The organism is Acinetobacter sp. YH01005, assembly GCF_013420465.1.
GTDB classification, from domain to species: domain Bacteria; phylum Pseudomonadota; class Gammaproteobacteria; order Pseudomonadales; family Moraxellaceae; genus Acinetobacter; species Acinetobacter amyesii.
Genome location: NZ_VOYA01000005.1, coordinates 193,588 through 210,050, shown reverse-complemented (window position 1 = coordinate 210,050; position 16,463 = coordinate 193,588). Strand labels below are relative to the sequence as shown.

At 39.8% G+C, this 16,463-nt stretch carries 18 protein-coding genes and 1 pseudogene; 9 read left to right on the top strand and 10 right to left on the bottom strand.

Annotation, left to right across the window (positions count from 1 at the left end; translation table 11 throughout):
• Nucleotides 1–21: 21 nt before the first annotated feature.
• Nucleotides 22–297, bottom strand: a complete 276-nt coding sequence (locus FTT72_RS05055) for a hypothetical protein (RefSeq protein WP_078193570.1) — start codon at nucleotides 295–297, stop codon at nucleotides 22–24.
• Between the two features lie 418 nt (nucleotides 298–715).
• Here FTT72_RS05055 and FTT72_RS05050 point away from each other — a divergent pair, with 418 nt between their 5' ends.
• Together FTT72_RS05050 and FTT72_RS05045 are read left to right on the top strand one after the other, a co-directional pair.
• Nucleotides 716–1,423, top strand: a complete 708-nt coding sequence (locus FTT72_RS05050; RefSeq protein WP_180177961.1) for a glutamine amidotransferase — start codon at nucleotides 716–718, stop codon at nucleotides 1,421–1,423.
• Between the two features lie 66 nt (nucleotides 1,424–1,489).
• Nucleotides 1,490–2,119 (top strand): LysE family transporter, encoded by a 630-nt coding sequence (locus FTT72_RS05045; RefSeq protein ID WP_180123618.1) that lies wholly within the window; start codon nucleotides 1,490–1,492, stop codon nucleotides 2,117–2,119.
• A gap of 79 nt (nucleotides 2,120–2,198) precedes the next feature.
• Here the strand turns inward: FTT72_RS05045 and FTT72_RS05040 are convergent, their stop codons facing one another.
• Nucleotides 2,199–2,795, bottom strand: coding sequence for a YceI family protein (locus FTT72_RS05040; protein ID WP_078188771.1), 597 nt, complete (start codon nucleotides 2,793–2,795; stop codon nucleotides 2,199–2,201).
• A gap of 293 nt (nucleotides 2,796–3,088) precedes the next feature.
• Between FTT72_RS05040 and FTT72_RS16265 the strand changes: the two genes are divergently transcribed.
• Complete coding sequence (locus FTT72_RS16265; protein WP_257233399.1) at nucleotides 3,089–3,604, top strand: nuclear transport factor 2 family protein; 516 nt, start codon at nucleotides 3,089–3,091, stop codon at nucleotides 3,602–3,604.
• A 66-nt stretch (nucleotides 3,605–3,670) separates the two neighbouring features.
• Here FTT72_RS16265 and FTT72_RS05030 read toward each other — a convergent pair whose 3' ends face one another.
• The 5 genes and pseudogenes from FTT72_RS05030 to FTT72_RS16390 form a co-directional block, all read right to left on the bottom strand.
• Nucleotides 3,671–4,114, bottom strand: coding sequence for a GNAT family N-acetyltransferase (locus tag FTT72_RS05030; RefSeq protein WP_180059067.1), 444 nt, complete (start codon nucleotides 4,112–4,114; stop codon nucleotides 3,671–3,673).
• Nucleotides 4,115–4,302: 188 nt separating this feature from the next.
• Nucleotides 4,303–4,518: a hypothetical protein gene (locus tag FTT72_RS05025; RefSeq protein ID WP_078188774.1), complete on the bottom strand. Its 216-nt coding sequence runs from the start codon at nucleotides 4,516–4,518 to the stop codon at nucleotides 4,303–4,305.
• Between the two features lie 182 nt (nucleotides 4,519–4,700).
• The gene (gene tkt / locus FTT72_RS05020; protein ID WP_180177960.1) at nucleotides 4,701–6,689 is read right to left on the bottom strand and encodes a transketolase; all 1,989 of its coding nucleotides are present in this window, start codon (nucleotides 6,687–6,689) and stop codon (nucleotides 4,701–4,703) included.
• 463 nt (nucleotides 6,690–7,152) lie between these two features.
• Nucleotides 7,153–7,467: a pilin gene (locus tag FTT72_RS05015; protein ID WP_373683988.1), complete on the bottom strand. Its 315-nt coding sequence runs from the start codon at nucleotides 7,465–7,467 to the stop codon at nucleotides 7,153–7,155.
• A gap of 14 nt (nucleotides 7,468–7,481) precedes the next feature.
• A pseudogene (locus FTT72_RS16390) lies at nucleotides 7,482–7,578 on the bottom strand (prepilin-type N-terminal cleavage/methylation domain-containing protein); the annotation flags it as partial.
• 444 nt (nucleotides 7,579–8,022) lie between these two features.
• On the opposite strand from FTT72_RS16390, the gene metK reads away from it, so the two are divergent.
• From metK to FTT72_RS04990, 5 genes are all read left to right on the top strand, one after another.
• Nucleotides 8,023–9,189 carry a methionine adenosyltransferase gene (metK, locus tag FTT72_RS05010; RefSeq protein WP_180177959.1) on the top strand — a complete coding sequence of 389 codons (1,167 nt, stop codon included), beginning with the start codon at nucleotides 8,023–8,025 and terminating at the stop codon, nucleotides 9,187–9,189.
• Nucleotides 9,190–9,358: 169 nt separating this feature from the next.
• Entirely contained in the window at nucleotides 9,359–9,799 is a 441-nt protein-coding gene (locus tag FTT72_RS05005) for an SMI1/KNR4 family protein (protein WP_180064239.1), read from the top strand.
• Nucleotides 9,800–9,950: 151 nt separating this feature from the next.
• Entirely contained in the window at nucleotides 9,951–10,295 is a 345-nt protein-coding gene (locus FTT72_RS05000) for a hypothetical protein (RefSeq protein WP_078188782.1), read from the top strand.
• Nucleotides 10,296–10,441: 146 nt separating this feature from the next.
• On the top strand, nucleotides 10,442–11,143 hold the full coding sequence (locus FTT72_RS04995; RefSeq protein WP_180088210.1) for a VIT family protein: 702 nt from the start codon (nucleotides 10,442–10,444) through the stop codon (nucleotides 11,141–11,143).
• Nucleotides 11,144–11,278: 135 nt separating this feature from the next.
• Nucleotides 11,279–12,490 (top strand): YeeE/YedE family protein, encoded by a 1,212-nt coding sequence (locus FTT72_RS04990; protein ID WP_180177958.1) that lies wholly within the window; start codon nucleotides 11,279–11,281, stop codon nucleotides 12,488–12,490.
• Nucleotides 12,491–12,529: 39 nt separating this feature from the next.
• On the opposite strand, the gene FTT72_RS04985 is transcribed toward FTT72_RS04990, so the two are convergent.
• The 3 genes from FTT72_RS04985 to FTT72_RS04975 form a co-directional block, all read right to left on the bottom strand.
• Nucleotides 12,530–13,051, bottom strand: coding sequence for a hypothetical protein (locus FTT72_RS04985; RefSeq protein WP_180177957.1), 522 nt, complete (start codon nucleotides 13,049–13,051; stop codon nucleotides 12,530–12,532).
• Between the two features lie 65 nt (nucleotides 13,052–13,116).
• On the bottom strand, nucleotides 13,117–13,896 hold the full coding sequence (locus FTT72_RS04980; RefSeq protein ID WP_180177956.1) for a TIGR03915 family putative DNA repair protein: 780 nt from the start codon (nucleotides 13,894–13,896) through the stop codon (nucleotides 13,117–13,119).
• A 9-nt stretch (nucleotides 13,897–13,905) separates the two neighbouring features.
• Nucleotides 13,906–15,165: a putative DNA modification/repair radical SAM protein gene (locus FTT72_RS04975; RefSeq protein WP_180040075.1), complete on the bottom strand. Its 1,260-nt coding sequence runs from the start codon at nucleotides 15,163–15,165 to the stop codon at nucleotides 13,906–13,908.
• Between the two features lie 214 nt (nucleotides 15,166–15,379).
• Between FTT72_RS04975 and FTT72_RS04970 the strand changes: the two genes are divergently transcribed.
• Complete coding sequence (locus FTT72_RS04970; protein WP_111883795.1) at nucleotides 15,380–16,423, top strand: nitronate monooxygenase family protein; 1,044 nt, start codon at nucleotides 15,380–15,382, stop codon at nucleotides 16,421–16,423.
• The last annotated feature ends 40 nt before the right edge of the window (nucleotides 16,424–16,463 follow it).

Genomic DNA, 16,463 nt, shown 5'->3' with positions numbered 1-16,463 from the left:
TTATGCGTACACGACCGCAAACTAGCGCTCAATTGCCTTCAGCATTTTCGCAATTTTTAGGGTATGTTCCTTCTGTCCTTTTTTCTCTAAGACTTTTTGCTCAACCCACCATAAATATTCAAAAATTTCTGATTCACTTGAATCCTCTTGAATTAATTTAAAAATATTGGGCAAATAATCATCATACTCATCACGTAAAGCAGGAATACGGCGAATCCCTAACGGGTCCCATTCCTTTAATAAAATTTTATGTATCGCATGCAAGAGACTGGCATCTCGATTATGTTTTGACTGCATACAAGTTCCCTGGCTTATATTTTTTTACTTTTAAAATCAGTTATCTAATTATGTGATGATATTAAAAGAAAAATGAACTGTTGTTTGTCGAAGATTTCATCATACGCATCTCTAAACGCTTTTCCATTGGTTTTTCATCTTTTTTTTATACTAAACCAAAGCTTTATCAAAATTTCATGCACTTTTTCTCATAAATTTTACCAATAAAGCCTTGCGGGATCCCTTAATTCACAGCACCAAAGTTTTAAATGCTAAGTTCAACGAACGAACCTAATCATTCAAAGAAAAAAACAATATGCTTCAGCCAACTTCTATATTTATCTCTTTTCGCAATTGTGAAAAATTTACAGTTTTCCTTTTTAATCTCCGACAATTCAAGCTACATTCTATTTTGAAATTTTAATCCTGAAAAATCCCTATGAGTACTGCATTAAACGAAACCATTTACGTCATTCAACACCTTGCATTTGAAGATTTGGGTTCATTGGAAGATGTATTTTACCAATTGGGTTATCGGGTGAGATACTTCGAAGCTGGTGTCGATGACCTGAGTAAAGCTATGCAACATACAGGGCTTACCATCATTTTGGGCGGCCCGATCGGAGTTTATGAAACTAATGACTACCCTTTCCTACAAAAAGAACTAGACTTACTTAAAGTACGTTTAGAGAGTAATTTACCGACTTTAGGCATTTGCTTAGGTGCTCAGCTCATTGCGCATGCATTGGGAGCGAAAGTCTATGCAGGTCATAGCAAAGAAATCGGTTGGAGTGCCTTGGAGCTTGATGCCATTACTAACAATATTTTAGCGCCATTAGATCAAGTGCCTGTACTGCATTGGCATGGTGATACCTTTGATTTACCTACAAATGCACAGTTACTCGCCAGCTCAGCAATTTACCCAAATCAAGCGTTTAGCTATGGGCCCAATATTTTAGCCCTACAGTTTCATATTGAAGCAGAAACACAGGCCATGGAAAAATGGCTAATTGGGCATACATGTGAATTACATAAAGCACAAATTAACATCTCAAATTTACGCATGCAAAGCCAACAACAAGCACCTCATTTAGAACGTGTTGCTCCCCTTATTTTGCAGCAATTTTTACAACAACTTCAGCTTTAAAACAGCTATTAATTTAATGCTAAATGGCTTATAACAGTTGCACTTCAAAACGTATAAGCCATTAGAATGACTCCCTTACTCAGCATTGCGCTCATCCACTTTTTTGCTCTCATCAGCCCAGGCCCAGACTTCTTTTTTGTCACTCAAAGTGCTATTCGACAATCCAGATCACATGCATTATTTGCCGCGTTAGGTATTTCACTCAGTATTTTAGTTTGGTCAATTTGTGCAATAAGTGGCTTACATTTTCTATTTCAGAAAATGGCTTGGTTACAACAATGCCTCATGATTTTGGGAGGCCTATATCTTTTATATTTAGGCTCTCAGTTATTAAAGTCTGCATGGAGTAAAGACCTCGGCACAATAACAAAACCAACCGAGCAAGCCGTACAGAAAAAATCGCCTTTGACGCTGTTATTTCAAGGTTTCTTGACCAATATGGCCAATCCTAAAGCATTGGTTTATTTCAGTAGTGTATTTTCCATTGGGATCAGTGCAAATGTTAGTATTTTCGAACAGAGCTCTTTATTGGCTTTAGTCTTTATTGAAAGTCTGATTTGGTTTGCATTGGTTGCGGTCTTATTCTCAGCACCTAAAATGACGCATTACTATCAAAAATTTAGTAAAAAAATTGACGCAATTACCGGTGGAATCTTCATCAGTTTTGGCTGCCTATTGCTGCTCAATCGCGATTGATCACACCAGTTAAATATCTTCAAGACATAAAAAAGCACCCAAATGGGTGCTTTCCTAACTTAGCTGAGGGAGCTAAATCTTATTTCGCTGCTGCCTTTGCTGTAGACACAGCGGCTTCAGTCGTAATATTTACCGTAATTTTGTCGCCTACATTCGGTACATATGCACCTACGCCAAATGCTGAACGATCAAAAGAAGTCGTTGCATTGAAACCAATCGTTTCTGCTTTGGTCATTGGGTGCACGGCTTGCTTGTTCAATACAGCGTCCAATACCACTGGTTTAGTCACATTTTTAACTGTTAAATCACCCGTGATTTTGTATTTAGTTTTGCTGATCGCTTGAACTTTTGTACTTTTAAACGTGATATTTGGATACTTTTCAGCATCAAAGAAATCAGCTGTTTTTAAATGATCATCTAATGCTTTGACATTGGTATTTAAGCTTGATAATGGAATCGTCACGTTCACAGACGAATTTGCAGGTTTTGCATTATCGACATTAATTGTCCCTTGAATGTCACTAAAGTTTGCAGAAGGCGTTGAGAAACCAAAATGATTCCAAGTAAATACTGTTGCTGTATGAGTAGGATCAATTTGATAGGCAACAGGTTTTGCCATAGAAATTGTTGTAACTGATGCAACCGCCAAACCGATTGTTAATGCTTTAAAGTTCATGTTTTTATCTCACTTTCGAATACCATTAAGTCTATAGATTTTTAGCCGTATTACAGCTTTAAAGATAAAACGTTTTGTAGCATGTTTAGAACGATAGTTTTGTAAAATCTGTAGCAGCATCTACAACCACTCTCAATTATTAAATTTCCCATATATTTCAAATAATTAATAATTTAATTGATCCATGAGTTATTTATCCTAAATTTAGGAAACATCAACCCATCTGAGTCGTAGGTTTTCAAAACAAATCCACTTAAGATTTTTAGACATCATAAAAATCTGAGTACCGAAAAATGACAGAACAATCGCTGGCTATTGAAAAAGCCTTAAACACTAAAACGCCCAAAGATGTCGTTTTAGCATTTCTCATGAATACGTCAAAAGAACTCGTTGAAAATGCAACTCAGCTACTGGTAGCTGAAGACGCGGCGTATGTTTCCTTAAACTTCAGCAACCCAGAACTTAAACAAATTGAGCCGTGGGCTGGGTCTGGAACAGGTAGAGACATTTATATATATACCTTTGCCAATGTCGGCACTTACTGGAATATCGATGAATTTCAAATCACGGATATGATCGCTGAAGATGAAACTGTAGCTGTATTTGGTCAATTCACCTACACCTCAGTCTATGCAAAAAATACTTTCACCTCGCCTTTTTCAATTAAAGCCAAAGTTCAAAACGGTTTAATCAGCTTTTTCCAATTTATGGAAGATACCTATGCCTCAGCCTCATCGTTCCGCGTAGGTGGAGAATGGATCATTCAGCAAGAAGCCGACTCAGCTAAAAACTTTAAAGTTTCAGCTTAAATGCTCAGATCCAGCAGCTCTTCACGCAAGAGTTGCTGTTCATTTAGAATAGCCTTTTACATTGAGTTAATGACAGCGATATTGGATAAATCCTGTTTTTTTCGCGATTTGATCATACAGTTTTTGCGCAGTTTCATTATCCTGATGCGTAAGCCAATACACACGGTCACACTGCCGCTGATCACAATATTCTTTCACTTTCGCGATCAGCGCCTTGCCGATGCCCTGCCCGCGATAATCTTCATGGGTATATAAATCCTGCAAATAGGCATAAGGCTGTAATGTCCAGCAGCTCTCATGTTCAATGACATGCACGATCCCAACTACTTGATGATCAATCACAGCTGCAAAGCCATACATATGTTCGCAGTCAGCAGCATTTAACCTGTGCCACGTTCGCTCAGTCACTTCATCTGGCACCTGACTTTTATAAAATTTTAAATACAGCTCCCAAAGCGGCTGCCATTGGTTTTTTGAAATTTCTGTTAAATTTTTAATCTGTATTTGCACGTTTGATGTCTTTTTTAAATGAGCACTGGATTTTTATAACTGAAATAAAGCTTCATGTGTTTAAAACACTTTATTTAATGCGCTCTTTTTTAGTCTTGATAAGTCTTGGATGGACTTTTTCTTATCCGTTTTATAAATACGATCGGCAAATAAAAAGCCCGAACAATCGGACTTTTTAACCATTTAGCTTATAGCTTCTCAACCAAAATGCGGTCAACCTGCTTCAAGCCTGTATGCTTTTCATGGTTCTTACGGCGAATCTTAATCACTTTGTCTTCTTGCAAATCTTGCAGCATCAATTCTACTGCAACCATGGCTTCAAGCTCTAAGTCCGTGCCTATCCATTTCTGTTCACCAGCATCCATCAGTACAATTTCATCATTTATCTGATCGTAAAGGCTCATCGTTTCCTCACTTGGGGCAACATTGCACCCGTGGCTGAATACTGCATGAATGAATTAATTTTAAACCAATGCTTTAATTCATTCGTTACAAATCGTTATTTCACAATTAAAAATAAATTTAATCTCTGCAATAAAAAACGCCCCTTCTCTGGGGCGTCTTTTTTACGGTTAATCTTTACAGATTAAGCGGTAATTTCTTTCACTGCAGCAACAACAGCATCAGCTGTGATACCGAAGTGTTTGTACAAGTCTTTTGCTGGAGCAGATTCACCGTAAGTCGTCATACCGATTACACGGCCGTCAAGACCTACAAATTTCCACCAGTAATCCACATGCGCAGCTTCAACCGCAACACGAGCGCGGATCGCAGCTGGAAGAACCGCTTCACGGTAAGCAGCGTCTTGTTTTACGAATTCTTCAGCACATGGCATAGAAACCACACGTACGCCTTCTAACTGTGCGTAAGCATCCATTGCCAATGAAACTTCTGAACCTGTTGCAATGATGATTGCTTTCAACTCACCTTTTTCTTTTGCAAGTACATAACCGCCTTTCGCTACGTCAGCAATTTGATCTGCTGTACGAGTTTGGAATGGCAAGTTTTGACGAGAGAAGATTAACGCTGTAGGGCCTTCGCTACGTAACAATGCAGATTTCCAAGAAATAGACGCTTCAACAGTGTCACATGGACGCCAAGTGTTTAGATTTGGTGTACCACGTAAAGATGCAATTTGCTCTACAGGTTGGTGTGTAGGACCATCTTCACCTAGACCAATTGAGTCATGGGTATACACATGAATCACACGCTGTTTCATCAATGCAGACATACGTACTGCATTACGCGCATATTCCATGAACATTAAGAATGTTGCTACATAAGGAACGAAACCGCCATGCAGCGCTACACCGTTCGCAATTGCAGTCATACCGAATTCACGTACGCCGTAATGAACGTAGTTACCCGCTGGGTTAGATTCAACGCCTTCTGCGCCTTTCCATAAAGTCAGGTTAGAGCCTGCAAGGTCAGCAGAACCGCCTAGAATTTCTGGAAGCTGCGGCGCAAATGCTTGAATGGCATTTTGGCTAGCTTTACGAGTAGCGATTGTTTCAGCTTTAGCATTTACTTCAGCAATATAAGCATCCGCTTTTGCTGCGAAGTCAGCAGGAAGGTCACCAGAAAGACGACGTTTTAGTTCAGCTGCTTCTGCTGGATATTTAGCAGCATAAGCAGCAAATGTGTCGTTCCAAGCAGATTCAGAAGCAGTACCTTTGGCTTTTGCATCCCAAGCTGCATAAACATCAGCAGGAATTTCAAATGGACCTTCTGTCCAGCCCAAAGCTTCACGAGTTAAAGCGATTTCATCATTACCAAGCGGCGCACCGTGGCAATCTTCTTTACCTTGTTTGTTTGGTGAACCTAAACCAATAATGGTTTTACAGATAATTAAGGTTGGTTTCGCAGTTTCAGCTTTTGCTTCAACAGTTGCCGCACGGATTGCATCTGCATCATGACCGTCAACTTTAAGCACTTGCCAACCGTATGCCAAGAAACGCTGTTCTGTGTCGTCAGAGAACCAGCCTTCTACTTCACCGTCAATCGAGATGCCGTTGTCATCGTAGTAAACAACTAATTTACCTAGACCCAAAGTACCAGCCAATGAACATGCTTCGTGAGAAACACCTTCCATTAAACAGCCGTCGCCCAAGAAGCAGTAAGTGTTGTGATCTACAACTGTGATGTCATCTTTGTTGAATTGAGCCGCTAAAGTTTTTTCAGCAAGTGCAAAACCTACAGCGTTTGCAATACCTTGACCCAATGGACCAGTCGTTGTTTCGATACCCGGTGCATAACCCAATTCTGGGTGACCTGGAGTTTTAGAATGCAATTGACGGAAAGATTTCAAATCTTCAATAGACAGGTCATAACCTGTTAAATGCAATAACGAATATTGCAACATAGAGCCATGGCCGTTTGACAATACGAAACGGTCACGGTTTGCCCATTGTGGGTTTGCAGGGTTGTGGTTGAGGAATTCACGCCATACCACATCAGCAATATCTGCCATCCCCATTGGAGCACCTGGATGTCCTGAATTTGCTTTTTGCACAGCATCCATTGCCAATACACGAATTGCGTTTGCAATACGACGTTCGTTAAGCGGGGTTGTCATAGGTCAGAGTCCAAACAAATGGTTTAAAAGAGTAAGATGAATAAGAATTCAAAGATGTGCATATTGTCTTAAAAAAAGCGGAATGGGTAAAGCCTCAGGGGCAAATTTTCGCTAATTATTCCTGCACCACCTGTATTTTGGGCGCTTATTGCTCAATTTCAAGCCTATGCATGTCGTTTATTTTGTATACAGTGACGCTTTTATATGGCGAATCAATGACAACGCAATGCATATTTAGAGTTTGGTGGTGAAAGCAAACGCTCTGTAATTGATAAAAGTCCGATACATCGAAAGGCAATTGCAAATAAAAGTGGTAGTCAAAGCTTGTCTAAATAAATGACCATTTGAAATATGAAATACTTTCAATAATTAAACCCACTATGGTTTGGGTAACTCAAACGTCGTACTCATCCCTATGAAATCAGCACTTATCCAATATACTCACGGTTTCACATTCAATACTTTAGATCCCACGACATGTAGCAGGTAAATTTCGCTGCGAAATATCATCCGATTGACAATTCCAAGCACCATTTAAACCATCTGGAATACTAAAATAGATCTGCTTTGAGCGAAGAGCAAAATTGACATCTGTTGATTTAAACGTAAAAACCACTGAACACGTTCCTGCCACATCAGTAATTTCACTACTCGCAATATACTTGGTACTGATACTTTCATTCAGCGCTGTATTCAAATCTACACAGTTTTGTTCCTCTGAATAATTTTCAATCAGTTTTAATTTATAGGGTGAAATCATTGTTAATACTTCAGCCACTTGCGCCCGAGCGACATAGCCATTGTAAGATACAGTAGCAATTGCAGCCAAAATACCGATGATTGCCACCACGATCATAATTTCAATGAGTGTAAAACCAGACTGTTTCATTACGTTTCCCCATTCAACGTAATGACAAATAGGCAATTTGCATACCAAGTCTCAAAAGCCCGCATTTATTGTGTTTTATTTTTCAAATTAAACGATTAATTGTCATGAACAGTCATATTCTGACAGTTCATGACATTCATCATTGATAAATCACAGGATACTGATTTGATTTTTTCTTATAATTGATTCACTTAAAAAGCCAATTTAGGCATTTTAACGCCTAATCACATTGTTGCTTGTACCAAAGCCCAATATCTCTGTTTTATCTCATCATACAAAATTAAAATGAGAAATCCATAGCTCATATCAATTTTTTAGATGCCTATATCAATTAAAAAGTCATTGAAATGAATTAATTTCATCCAATTTGGTCATGTTAAGCTAGTCCTAAACGCTTTCTCGATGTAACATATTGCGTCTTTAAATTTAACTGTGATAGGACTTATGCGCGAGTACGCTGTATTTACCTCGGAATCTGTAAGCGAAGGCCATCCGGATAAAATGGCTGACCAAATCAGTGATGCTATTTTGGATGCAATCTTAAAAGAAGACCCATATGCACGGGTTGCTTGTGAAACGCTTGTAAAAACGGGTGCGGTTGTACTTGCCGGTGAAATCACAACAACTGCAAATGTTGACTTTGAAGCGATTGTTCGTAATACCGTAAATGGTATCGGATACCATCATTCAGATCTTGGCTTTGATGGTTCAACTTGTGCCGTGATCAACATGATCGGTAAACAATCACCTGAAATTGCTCAGGGTGTTGACCGTCAAAAACCAGAAGATCAAGGTGCGGGCGACCAAGGCTTAATGTTTGGTTATGCAAGCCGTGAAACTGATGTGCTTATGCCAGCACCGATTTCATATGCGCATCGCTTAATGGAAAAACAAGCTGAACTACGTAAACAAGGCAAACTTGCTTGGTTACGTCCCGATGCAAAAAGCCAAGTAACATTTGCTTATGAAAACGGCATGCCAGTTCGCTTAGACGCAGTTGTACTTTCAACTCAGCACGATCCCAAAATTACTCAAGCTCAATTGAAAGAAGCGGTAATTGAAGAAATCGTGAAAAAAGTGATTCCTGCTGAAATGTTCCATGCAGACACTAAATTCCACATCAACCCAACAGGTATGTTCGTCATTGGCGGCCCTGTAGGCGACTGTGGTTTAACAGGCCGTAAAATCATTGTAGATACTTACGGTGGTATGGCTCGTCACGGTGGTGGTGCGTTCTCTGGTAAAGATCCATCAAAAGTTGACCGTTCTGCTGCTTATGCAGGCCGTTATGTTGCTAAAAACATTGTGGCTGCTGGTCTAGCTGACAAATGTGAAATTCAAGTGTCTTATGCGATTGGTGTTGCAGAACCAACATCTATCTCGATCAACACATTCAATACTGCAAAAGTATCTGAAGATTTGATTATTGTACTTGTACGTGAACACTTTGACTTACGTCCATACGGTATTACTCGTATGTTGAACTTAATCCAACCGATGTACCAACAAACTGCTGCGTATGGTCACTTTGGTCGTGAAGGTTCTGATACCGCATTTACATGGGAAAAAACTGACAAAGTGGAAGCGCTTAAAGCATCTGCTGGTCTTTAATCTTAATAGATTAATTTCTCAAAAAAGCCTGCATTGATTGCAGGCTTTTTTATGCCCCATATGTCCATAACTAAAACATCTAGGATAAAAATAACTAGTGTAAAAAATATTGACTAAAATTTACGCCAAGCTTATTCATAAAACACCAAAATAATTTAAGAACAACATCATGCCCTTTCCATTAGACTTAAAATTTATTACTGCAACTGAAGAACAATTAGGATTTAAGTTTCCAGAAAAATATAAAGCCAAAATGCAAATTGAAAATAGTGGCGAATTCGGCATTAGCTTTTCTAGTGCGGATGAATTTAAAGATGGTGATGACATCGAAGCTTGGTGGCTTTTTCCCTTCCAAGACACCAGCGATGTGAAAAGAATAAAACGTACGATGAATCATCTAGCCGCAGAACATCAAACTATAAGTAAAATTGAAGACTTCCCTGAAAACAGCATTGCCATTGCACATAACGGTGATGGCGATTATTTATTGATGCGTACGGTAGACGATACACAATTGGGGGAAGAAATATATTTATGGCGCCATGAAGACAGTGAATTTATCTATCTACTTGTGACTTCAATTGAAGAATTATTTAGACAAAACCCTTAACGCTATAAGTAGATATAAAGGCTTTTAAACTACAAAATATGCTGGATAAAATTACACTAAATCAACAATTTTTGATCGATTTTTGAATATTTTTTCAGCTAATATAAATTCAGCCCATGCTACGGGCATAACAAAAAAAGGAAAGATCAAAATGAATAAATTACTTGTTGCTTTAGGTTTGGCTGCAACTGTTGCACTTGTTGGCTGTAATAAAGACAAAGCGCCAGAAACAGGTGCAACAACTGGTGAACACCTAGAAAACGCTGCTGACCAAGCAGGCCATGACATTGCTGATGCAACTTCAGAAGCGGCAACTGCGACAGCTACTGCTGTAGATAATGCTGCAACTGCAACTGCGACAGCAGCTGACAATGCTGCAGAAAATGCTGAAGCTGCTGCACACAATGCAAAAGAAGCAGCTAAAGACGCGACTGCTGCAACTGCAGGTGCTGTTGAGCAAGGTGCAGCAAACGTGAAAGAAAAAGCTCAACAATAAGCATTCTTAAAAAAAAGCACCTTCGGGTGCTTTTTTTATATCTGTATTTTATTCAACTTACTGTTTCAATCTATTTTTAACTTGAAATTTAACTGATGTCAGGTCAATCTTATGAGGTCATATAAATAACAAATTTAGAGAAAAGAATGTCTTATTCACATCATACCGAAAAACATTATATGGAACGTACAGGTTGGCTACGTGCATCTGTACTCGGTGCAAATGATGGCATTATCTCCGTCACTAGTTTAATTATGGGCATGGCTGCAAGTGGTGCTTCTAGCCATACCTTACTCATTACATGCATTGCAGGACTCATCTCTGGTGCAACCTCTATGGCGGCGGGCGAATATATCTCTGTGAAATCTCAAGAAGACGTCGAAAAAGCAGATCTTCACATGGAGCATAAAGAATTACAACGTAACCCAGATATGGAGCTTAAAGAGCTGACTCAAATTTATGTAAATCGTGGGTTAGAGCCGAACCTAGCACATGAAGTTGCAGTCCAATTAACTGCCCATGATGCACTAGAGGCCCATGCACGAGATGAAATTGGAATCCATGACAATACCGCAGCAAAACCCGTTCAAGCAGCACTCTCATCGGCTTTAGCATTTTCAATTGGTGCGCTATTTCCGATGGTTGCGATCTTGATCAGTGCTGACATGCATATTGAAAAAACTGTTATGGCCGTTGGCGTAATTTCCCTAGCACTCCTCGGTGCCTTGGCCAGTTATGCAGCTGGCACTTCTATGTTGAAAGGCAGTCTACGTGTTGCGCTTTGGGGCATTGCAGCCATGCTTTTTTCTAGTTGGATTGGTTCTTTATTTAATGTAAATCCAGTTTAATGCCCACTTCATCAGTTTTTTAAATATATTAAATCAATTATACACAGCAATGATTGTGTGATTTTTCAACAATATTCATTTTTACAATATATAAAAACCGTAAAATAGAGATACATTTTTTAAGCTTTTTTCTCCATGTCTGTTATTGCTACGCCAGCCAATCGATCCAATATATCGATTTGGGTGGCTTTTGTTTTATTAATTTTAGTTACCATTGGTGCTTATCTGATTGTAGGCGTTAACCAAGCATTACTATTTTTAATTGGTGGTGCTTTGGGTATGACCCTTTATCATGCGTCTTTTGGTTTCACCTCGAGTTGGCGTGTCTTTATTAAAGAGCGTCGTGGTCGTGGCTTGCGTGCACAAATGATCATGTTGGCATTGGCTGTACTGCTCTTCTTCCCTGCTTTAGGTGCGGGTGAATTATTTGGCAACCCCGTCAAAGGTAACGTTAATCCTGTTTCAATGTCCGTGATGATCGGTGCCTTTATTTTTGGTATTGGTATGCAACTTGGCGGCGGCTGTGCATCAGGGACCCTGTACACTGTGGGCGCAGGTAGCGCACGTATGATTGTAACGCTGATCTTCTTCTGTACAGGTTCATTGATTGCAACTTCGCATATTCAATGGTGGTTTGACCTTCCCCACTTTGAGCCGATTTCTTTAGTCAAAAGCTTTGGTGTAGTCCCTGCACTGATTTTAAACTTTGTGCTCTTTGCAATGATTGCCGCAGCAACAATTTACTTTGAAAAGAAACGCCATGGTCAGCTTGAAGTTGAACCGCAAGCCAAGCAACACGGCTGGAAACGTTTTCTACGTGGTCCATGGCCATTGGTTTGGGGCGGAATTATCATGACTTTACTGAACTTTGCCACACTCGCACTTGCAGGCCGTCCTTGGGGCGTGACCTCTGCCTTAGCCGTTTGGGCCGCAAAATCAGCAAGTGTCATGGGGATCGATGTCGCATCTTGGGCATATTGGCAGCAACCTGCAAATGCTAAAGCACTGACCGAGTCATTATGGTTTGATATCACGTCAATGATGAATTTCGGCATCATGCTCGGAGCTTTACTCGCAGCGAGCCTAGCAGGCAAATTTGCACCGAACTTTAATATCCCAAAACGTTCACTGCTAGCGGCTGTGATCGGTGGTTTGATGTTGGGTTATGGCGCACGTTTAGCATACGGCTGTAACATTGGTGCATATTTCAGTGGTATCGCTTCAGGTAGTTTACACGGCTGGTTATGGTTAGTATTTGCCTTCATTGGGAACGGTATCGGCGTCAAATTACGTCCAATCTTCTTCCCTGGCGAACGTCCACAACCGGAAAAACTAACAGGCTGCTAATTTCTGTAAATAAAAAGCCCCTCAAATGAGGGGCTTTTTTTAATCTGCTAGTGCAGCTTTTAGATTACAACCATATTGCATAGTTTCTTGTGCCTGCTTATACGTGGTATAGCGATTGATAATAAAATCATAAAATTGGTCTGCATTCGCAAATACCTGACTCAAATCTTCATTTGCGGCATTTGGTAGTTTAACGTCTTTCACCAAGGCTAAGTTAACATGTCCGAGATGATACATTTCAGCAAAATAATGATTCATTACTTCGCAATAGGCAATTTTGGAGCTTTTTAAAGCGGTATTGGCAACAAAATGCTGATTTAAAGTTTTTAAGTTCTGAACATCTAAAGCGGATTGATCTGAAAAAGCCATACTTTCTACTTTTTTTAGTTGGCTAAAATCTGTTGCTAGAGTTTGATTTAATTGTTCAAAGCGTCGTTGTAATCCAGCAGTATCAGCAACTTGATAACTTTTCGGATCGAATGTTTTCTTTTCTTGCTTATTTGCAGAACACGCCGTGAGCGTCATTGCCGTCAGAACGGTCGTAACAAGAAATAATTTCATCAAGGTCTCACTTAAACAATCAAAAGCGCAATCATTATGCCCGAAAATTGCCAGATGATTCGCACCTAAATCGCTTTTTCATTCATATAACGCCAATAACGACGTGGCACATACTGCACATGTAATTTCATATTACGTCGGGCTTCAATATTGACACTGCTAAAATAATCTTTCCAAAGCTGATCATATAAAACTTCATCATCATCCAGTTCGATATTGAAAGATTGACTATGGCCGGACTGTATTTGCCCATCTATGGTTGTGGCATCCATATCCACTTGATGCACCTGTTTTAAGTCATAGTAAATGCCATAGTTGCGTTTTTCATCGTAAATCAACCAACGCTGATCTTGATAGCGTGCCTTAAAATGCCGCTCGATCAAAGGCAATACATTAAAATCAGGTGAGACTAAACTAATAAACAAACCATCCTGACATTTTTTAAAACGCACAAAAGCTTCCATACGATGTTTTTCACGTCCCACTTGCTTCGCCCATTGACTCAGACCCAATACGTCTGCATGACCATAATTCTTTGATACATCTCGCTGCTGCTGAAACACATACACTGCAAAATTAAAGCAATGCTGAAAAGCCTGCTGCTGCTCGGATAAAAATGCATAATAAAACTGTTTCAACGCACGATCAGATGCTTTGAGTTTTAAACCCTGCCATACCCGCTGTGCATGTTCATCATGACTAGCCACATCAATGACTTCGGCGAAAAGACCTGCCTGCACTTGCCCATCTGTACAAATCTGAATGTCAAATTGCTTAAATTGAAAGGCCCGAAAAACACAACTTAACAATCCTGTCATCGTGCCATCAAAGACATAAATACTCACGACTGTATCCTAAAAACCTAAGTTCAATTGTGGAGAAATTTGCTGCGTATATTTCGACTGGCCACTTTGCAAGATCTGCTGACGTATTTGATGTGGCTGTTGATCTCGAATAAATTTTGGAGAATCTTCACAGCGTATAAAATGTTGTGCTCTGTTGTAGGAAATACCCATACGTTTTAATTGGTCGATATGGATTTTCCCAAAACGTCGTGCTTGAACAATTTTTTGAGCAGAACGTACACCAATACCCGGCACACGTAAGATCATTTGATATTCAGCACGATTGATATCCACGGGAAATTGCTCGGGATGACGCAGTGCCCACGCTAATTTAGGGTCAATATCCAATTCTAAATTTGGATGCTCTTCATCGACCAATTCCGTCGCTTCAAACCCATAAAAACGCATCAACCAATCACTTTGATACAGCCGATTTTCTCGTAATAAAGGTGGCGCAGACCCCACAGCTGGCAGCGCACGCTCCTCTTCATTAATTGGAATATAACCCGAGTAATACACACGCTTGAGCTTAAACTCTTTGTAATGACGGTCTGCCATCAGTATGACATCACGGTCAGACTCTTGATGTGCGCCCACCACCATTTGCGTCGTTTGTCCTGCGGGTACAAATTTAGGAACTGTGCGTATTATTTTTCGTTCATCTTTGAATTGAATCAAACGATCTCGCACGATACCTAAGTCTTTTTGGACTTCAACATGACTTTTTTCAGGTGCAAATTTTTTTAAACCATCTTCTGTCGGCATTTCCAAATTAATGCTCATACGGTCGACATATAAACCTGCTTCGGTAATGATTTCCTGAGATGCCCCCGGAATGGTCTTCAGATGAATATAACCATTAAAATTTTCTTCTAAACGCAGTTTTTTTACCACCTGCAACATACGTTCCATGGTGTAATCCGCCGATTTAAAAATCCCCGAACTTAAAAATAGCCCCTCAATATAGTTCCGACGATAAAAATTCATAGTCAAATCGACCACTTCCTGTACCGTAAATGCTGCGCGCTTTACGTCGTTACTTCGACGGGACACACAATATGCGCAGTCAAAAATACAGACATTGGAAAATAGAATTTTTAATAACGAAACGCAGCGACCATCTTCAGTATAGCTATGGCAAATACCGTTTCCAGTATTACCCAGACCTTTGTCTTTATTTTGGCGCTTACTACCACTCGAAGAACATGAGACATCATATTTGGCAGCATCGGCTAAAATTTGCAGTTTTTCACGGATACGTTCAGACATGGGAGAATTATAAAATTTAAAGTGAACACAGCATTATTTTAAAAGGATCCACCTCAAAAGTCGGGTCATACATCATTACTACGACACGAGGTGTCGCTTAATTTCAAGTACAACTTTCGTTTAAGAATAAGACCATTTTGATAAGAAATAACGAATATTATTTGCTTAATTTCACTCGCTTGGGCAAAGTATTTAGAGTGATTGGAGTATGCACATGACTTTATTAGAAAAACTTGGCATCAAACACCCTATATTTCTTGCCCCAATGGCAGGTGTTTCTACACCTGAACTTGCTGCAGAAGTGTCAAATCAAGGTGGACTTGGTTCACTGGGTTTAGGTGCAAGCAGTGTTGAGAATGCACGTCAACAAATATTACAAACTCAAGAACTCACTGAACAACCTTTTCAGGTCAATTTTTTTTGTCATGACACAGTAGAACTCGATGAACAAGTTGCTGCCAAATGGATCATGCAATTTAAATCACGCTTTGCTCAATATAATGCAGAAGCTCCAGAAGCACTGAACTGTATTTATCCAAGCTTTAAAGATAATGACCATTTTCTAAACCTCTTACTGGAAACGCGCCCCAAAGCGGTGAGTTTTCATTTTGGCATTCCGCACCCACATCAAATTCAGGCCTTAAAACAAGCGGGTATTTTGACTCTAGTTTCTGCAACCAATTTAGCAGAAGCTAAACTGATTGAAGCTGCGGGTATTGATATCGTGATTGCTCAAGGTATTGAAGCTGGTGGTCACCGTGGCATTTTCAATGAAAACTTCGATAGCAGCGTTAAAACTCGTGACTTAGTTCAGCTCTTGAAACGCCATATTCAATGCCCCGTTGTTGCAGCTGGTGGCATTATGAATGGACATCAGGCCTATCAAATTATGGAGTTGGGTGCAGATGCTGTTCAACTGGGCACTGCTTTTGTGCAATGCAAAACATCAAATGCAAATGAGGCTTATCGCAAAGCACTATTTGATGCGCCCATCACGCAGATTACATCAAGTATTTCAGGCCGGCCTGCACGTGGCATTATCAATAACTGGCACACAGATATTGATACGCCGACTCGCCCAACCGTTCCGGCTTACCCATATAGCTATGATTTAGGCAAACAATTACATGCAGCAGCCAGCAAGCATGGCGTACATGAATATGGTGCATTTTGGGCAGGAACTAATGTCTCTCAAATACGTGAATTGGAAGCACCCGACTTGATCAATCAATTGGTTTTAGAAATGCGCTTTAACTAAGACCTCGCTCAACGGGTCATTCAAACATGAATGCCTAATA

Coding starts and splice junctions, on each gene's coding strand:
- FTT72_RS05055 (WP_078193570.1), bottom strand. CDS start 297: ATGCAGTCAAAACATAATCGAGATGCCAGTCTCTTGCATGCGATACAT.
- FTT72_RS05050 (WP_180177961.1), top strand. CDS start 716: ATGAGTACTGCATTAAACGAAACCATTTACGTCATTCAACACCTTGCA.
- FTT72_RS05045 (WP_180123618.1), top strand. CDS start 1,490: ATGACTCCCTTACTCAGCATTGCGCTCATCCACTTTTTTGCTCTCATC.
- FTT72_RS05040 (WP_078188771.1), bottom strand. CDS start 2,795: ATGAACTTTAAAGCATTAACAATCGGTTTGGCGGTTGCATCAGTTACA.
- FTT72_RS16265 (WP_257233399.1), top strand. CDS start 3,089: ATGACAGAACAATCGCTGGCTATTGAAAAAGCCTTAAACACTAAAACG.
- FTT72_RS05025 (WP_078188774.1), bottom strand. CDS start 4,518: ATGAGCCTTTACGATCAGATAAATGATGAAATTGTACTGATGGATGCT.
- tkt (WP_180177960.1), bottom strand. CDS start 6,689: ATGACAACCCCGCTTAACGAACGTCGTATTGCAAACGCAATTCGTGTA.
- metK (WP_180177959.1), top strand. CDS start 8,023: ATGCGCGAGTACGCTGTATTTACCTCGGAATCTGTAAGCGAAGGCCAT.
- FTT72_RS05005 (WP_180064239.1), top strand. CDS start 9,359: ATGCCCTTTCCATTAGACTTAAAATTTATTACTGCAACTGAAGAACAA.
- FTT72_RS05000 (WP_078188782.1), top strand. CDS start 9,951: ATGAATAAATTACTTGTTGCTTTAGGTTTGGCTGCAACTGTTGCACTT.
- FTT72_RS04995 (WP_180088210.1), top strand. CDS start 10,442: ATGTCTTATTCACATCATACCGAAAAACATTATATGGAACGTACAGGT.
- FTT72_RS04990 (WP_180177958.1), top strand. CDS start 11,279: ATGTCTGTTATTGCTACGCCAGCCAATCGATCCAATATATCGATTTGG.
- FTT72_RS04985 (WP_180177957.1), bottom strand. CDS start 13,051: ATGAAATTATTTCTTGTTACGACCGTTCTGACGGCAATGACGCTCACG.
- FTT72_RS04975 (WP_180040075.1), bottom strand. CDS start 15,165: ATGTCTGAACGTATCCGTGAAAAACTGCAAATTTTAGCCGATGCTGCC.
- FTT72_RS04970 (WP_111883795.1), top strand. CDS start 15,380: ATGACTTTATTAGAAAAACTTGGCATCAAACACCCTATATTTCTTGCC.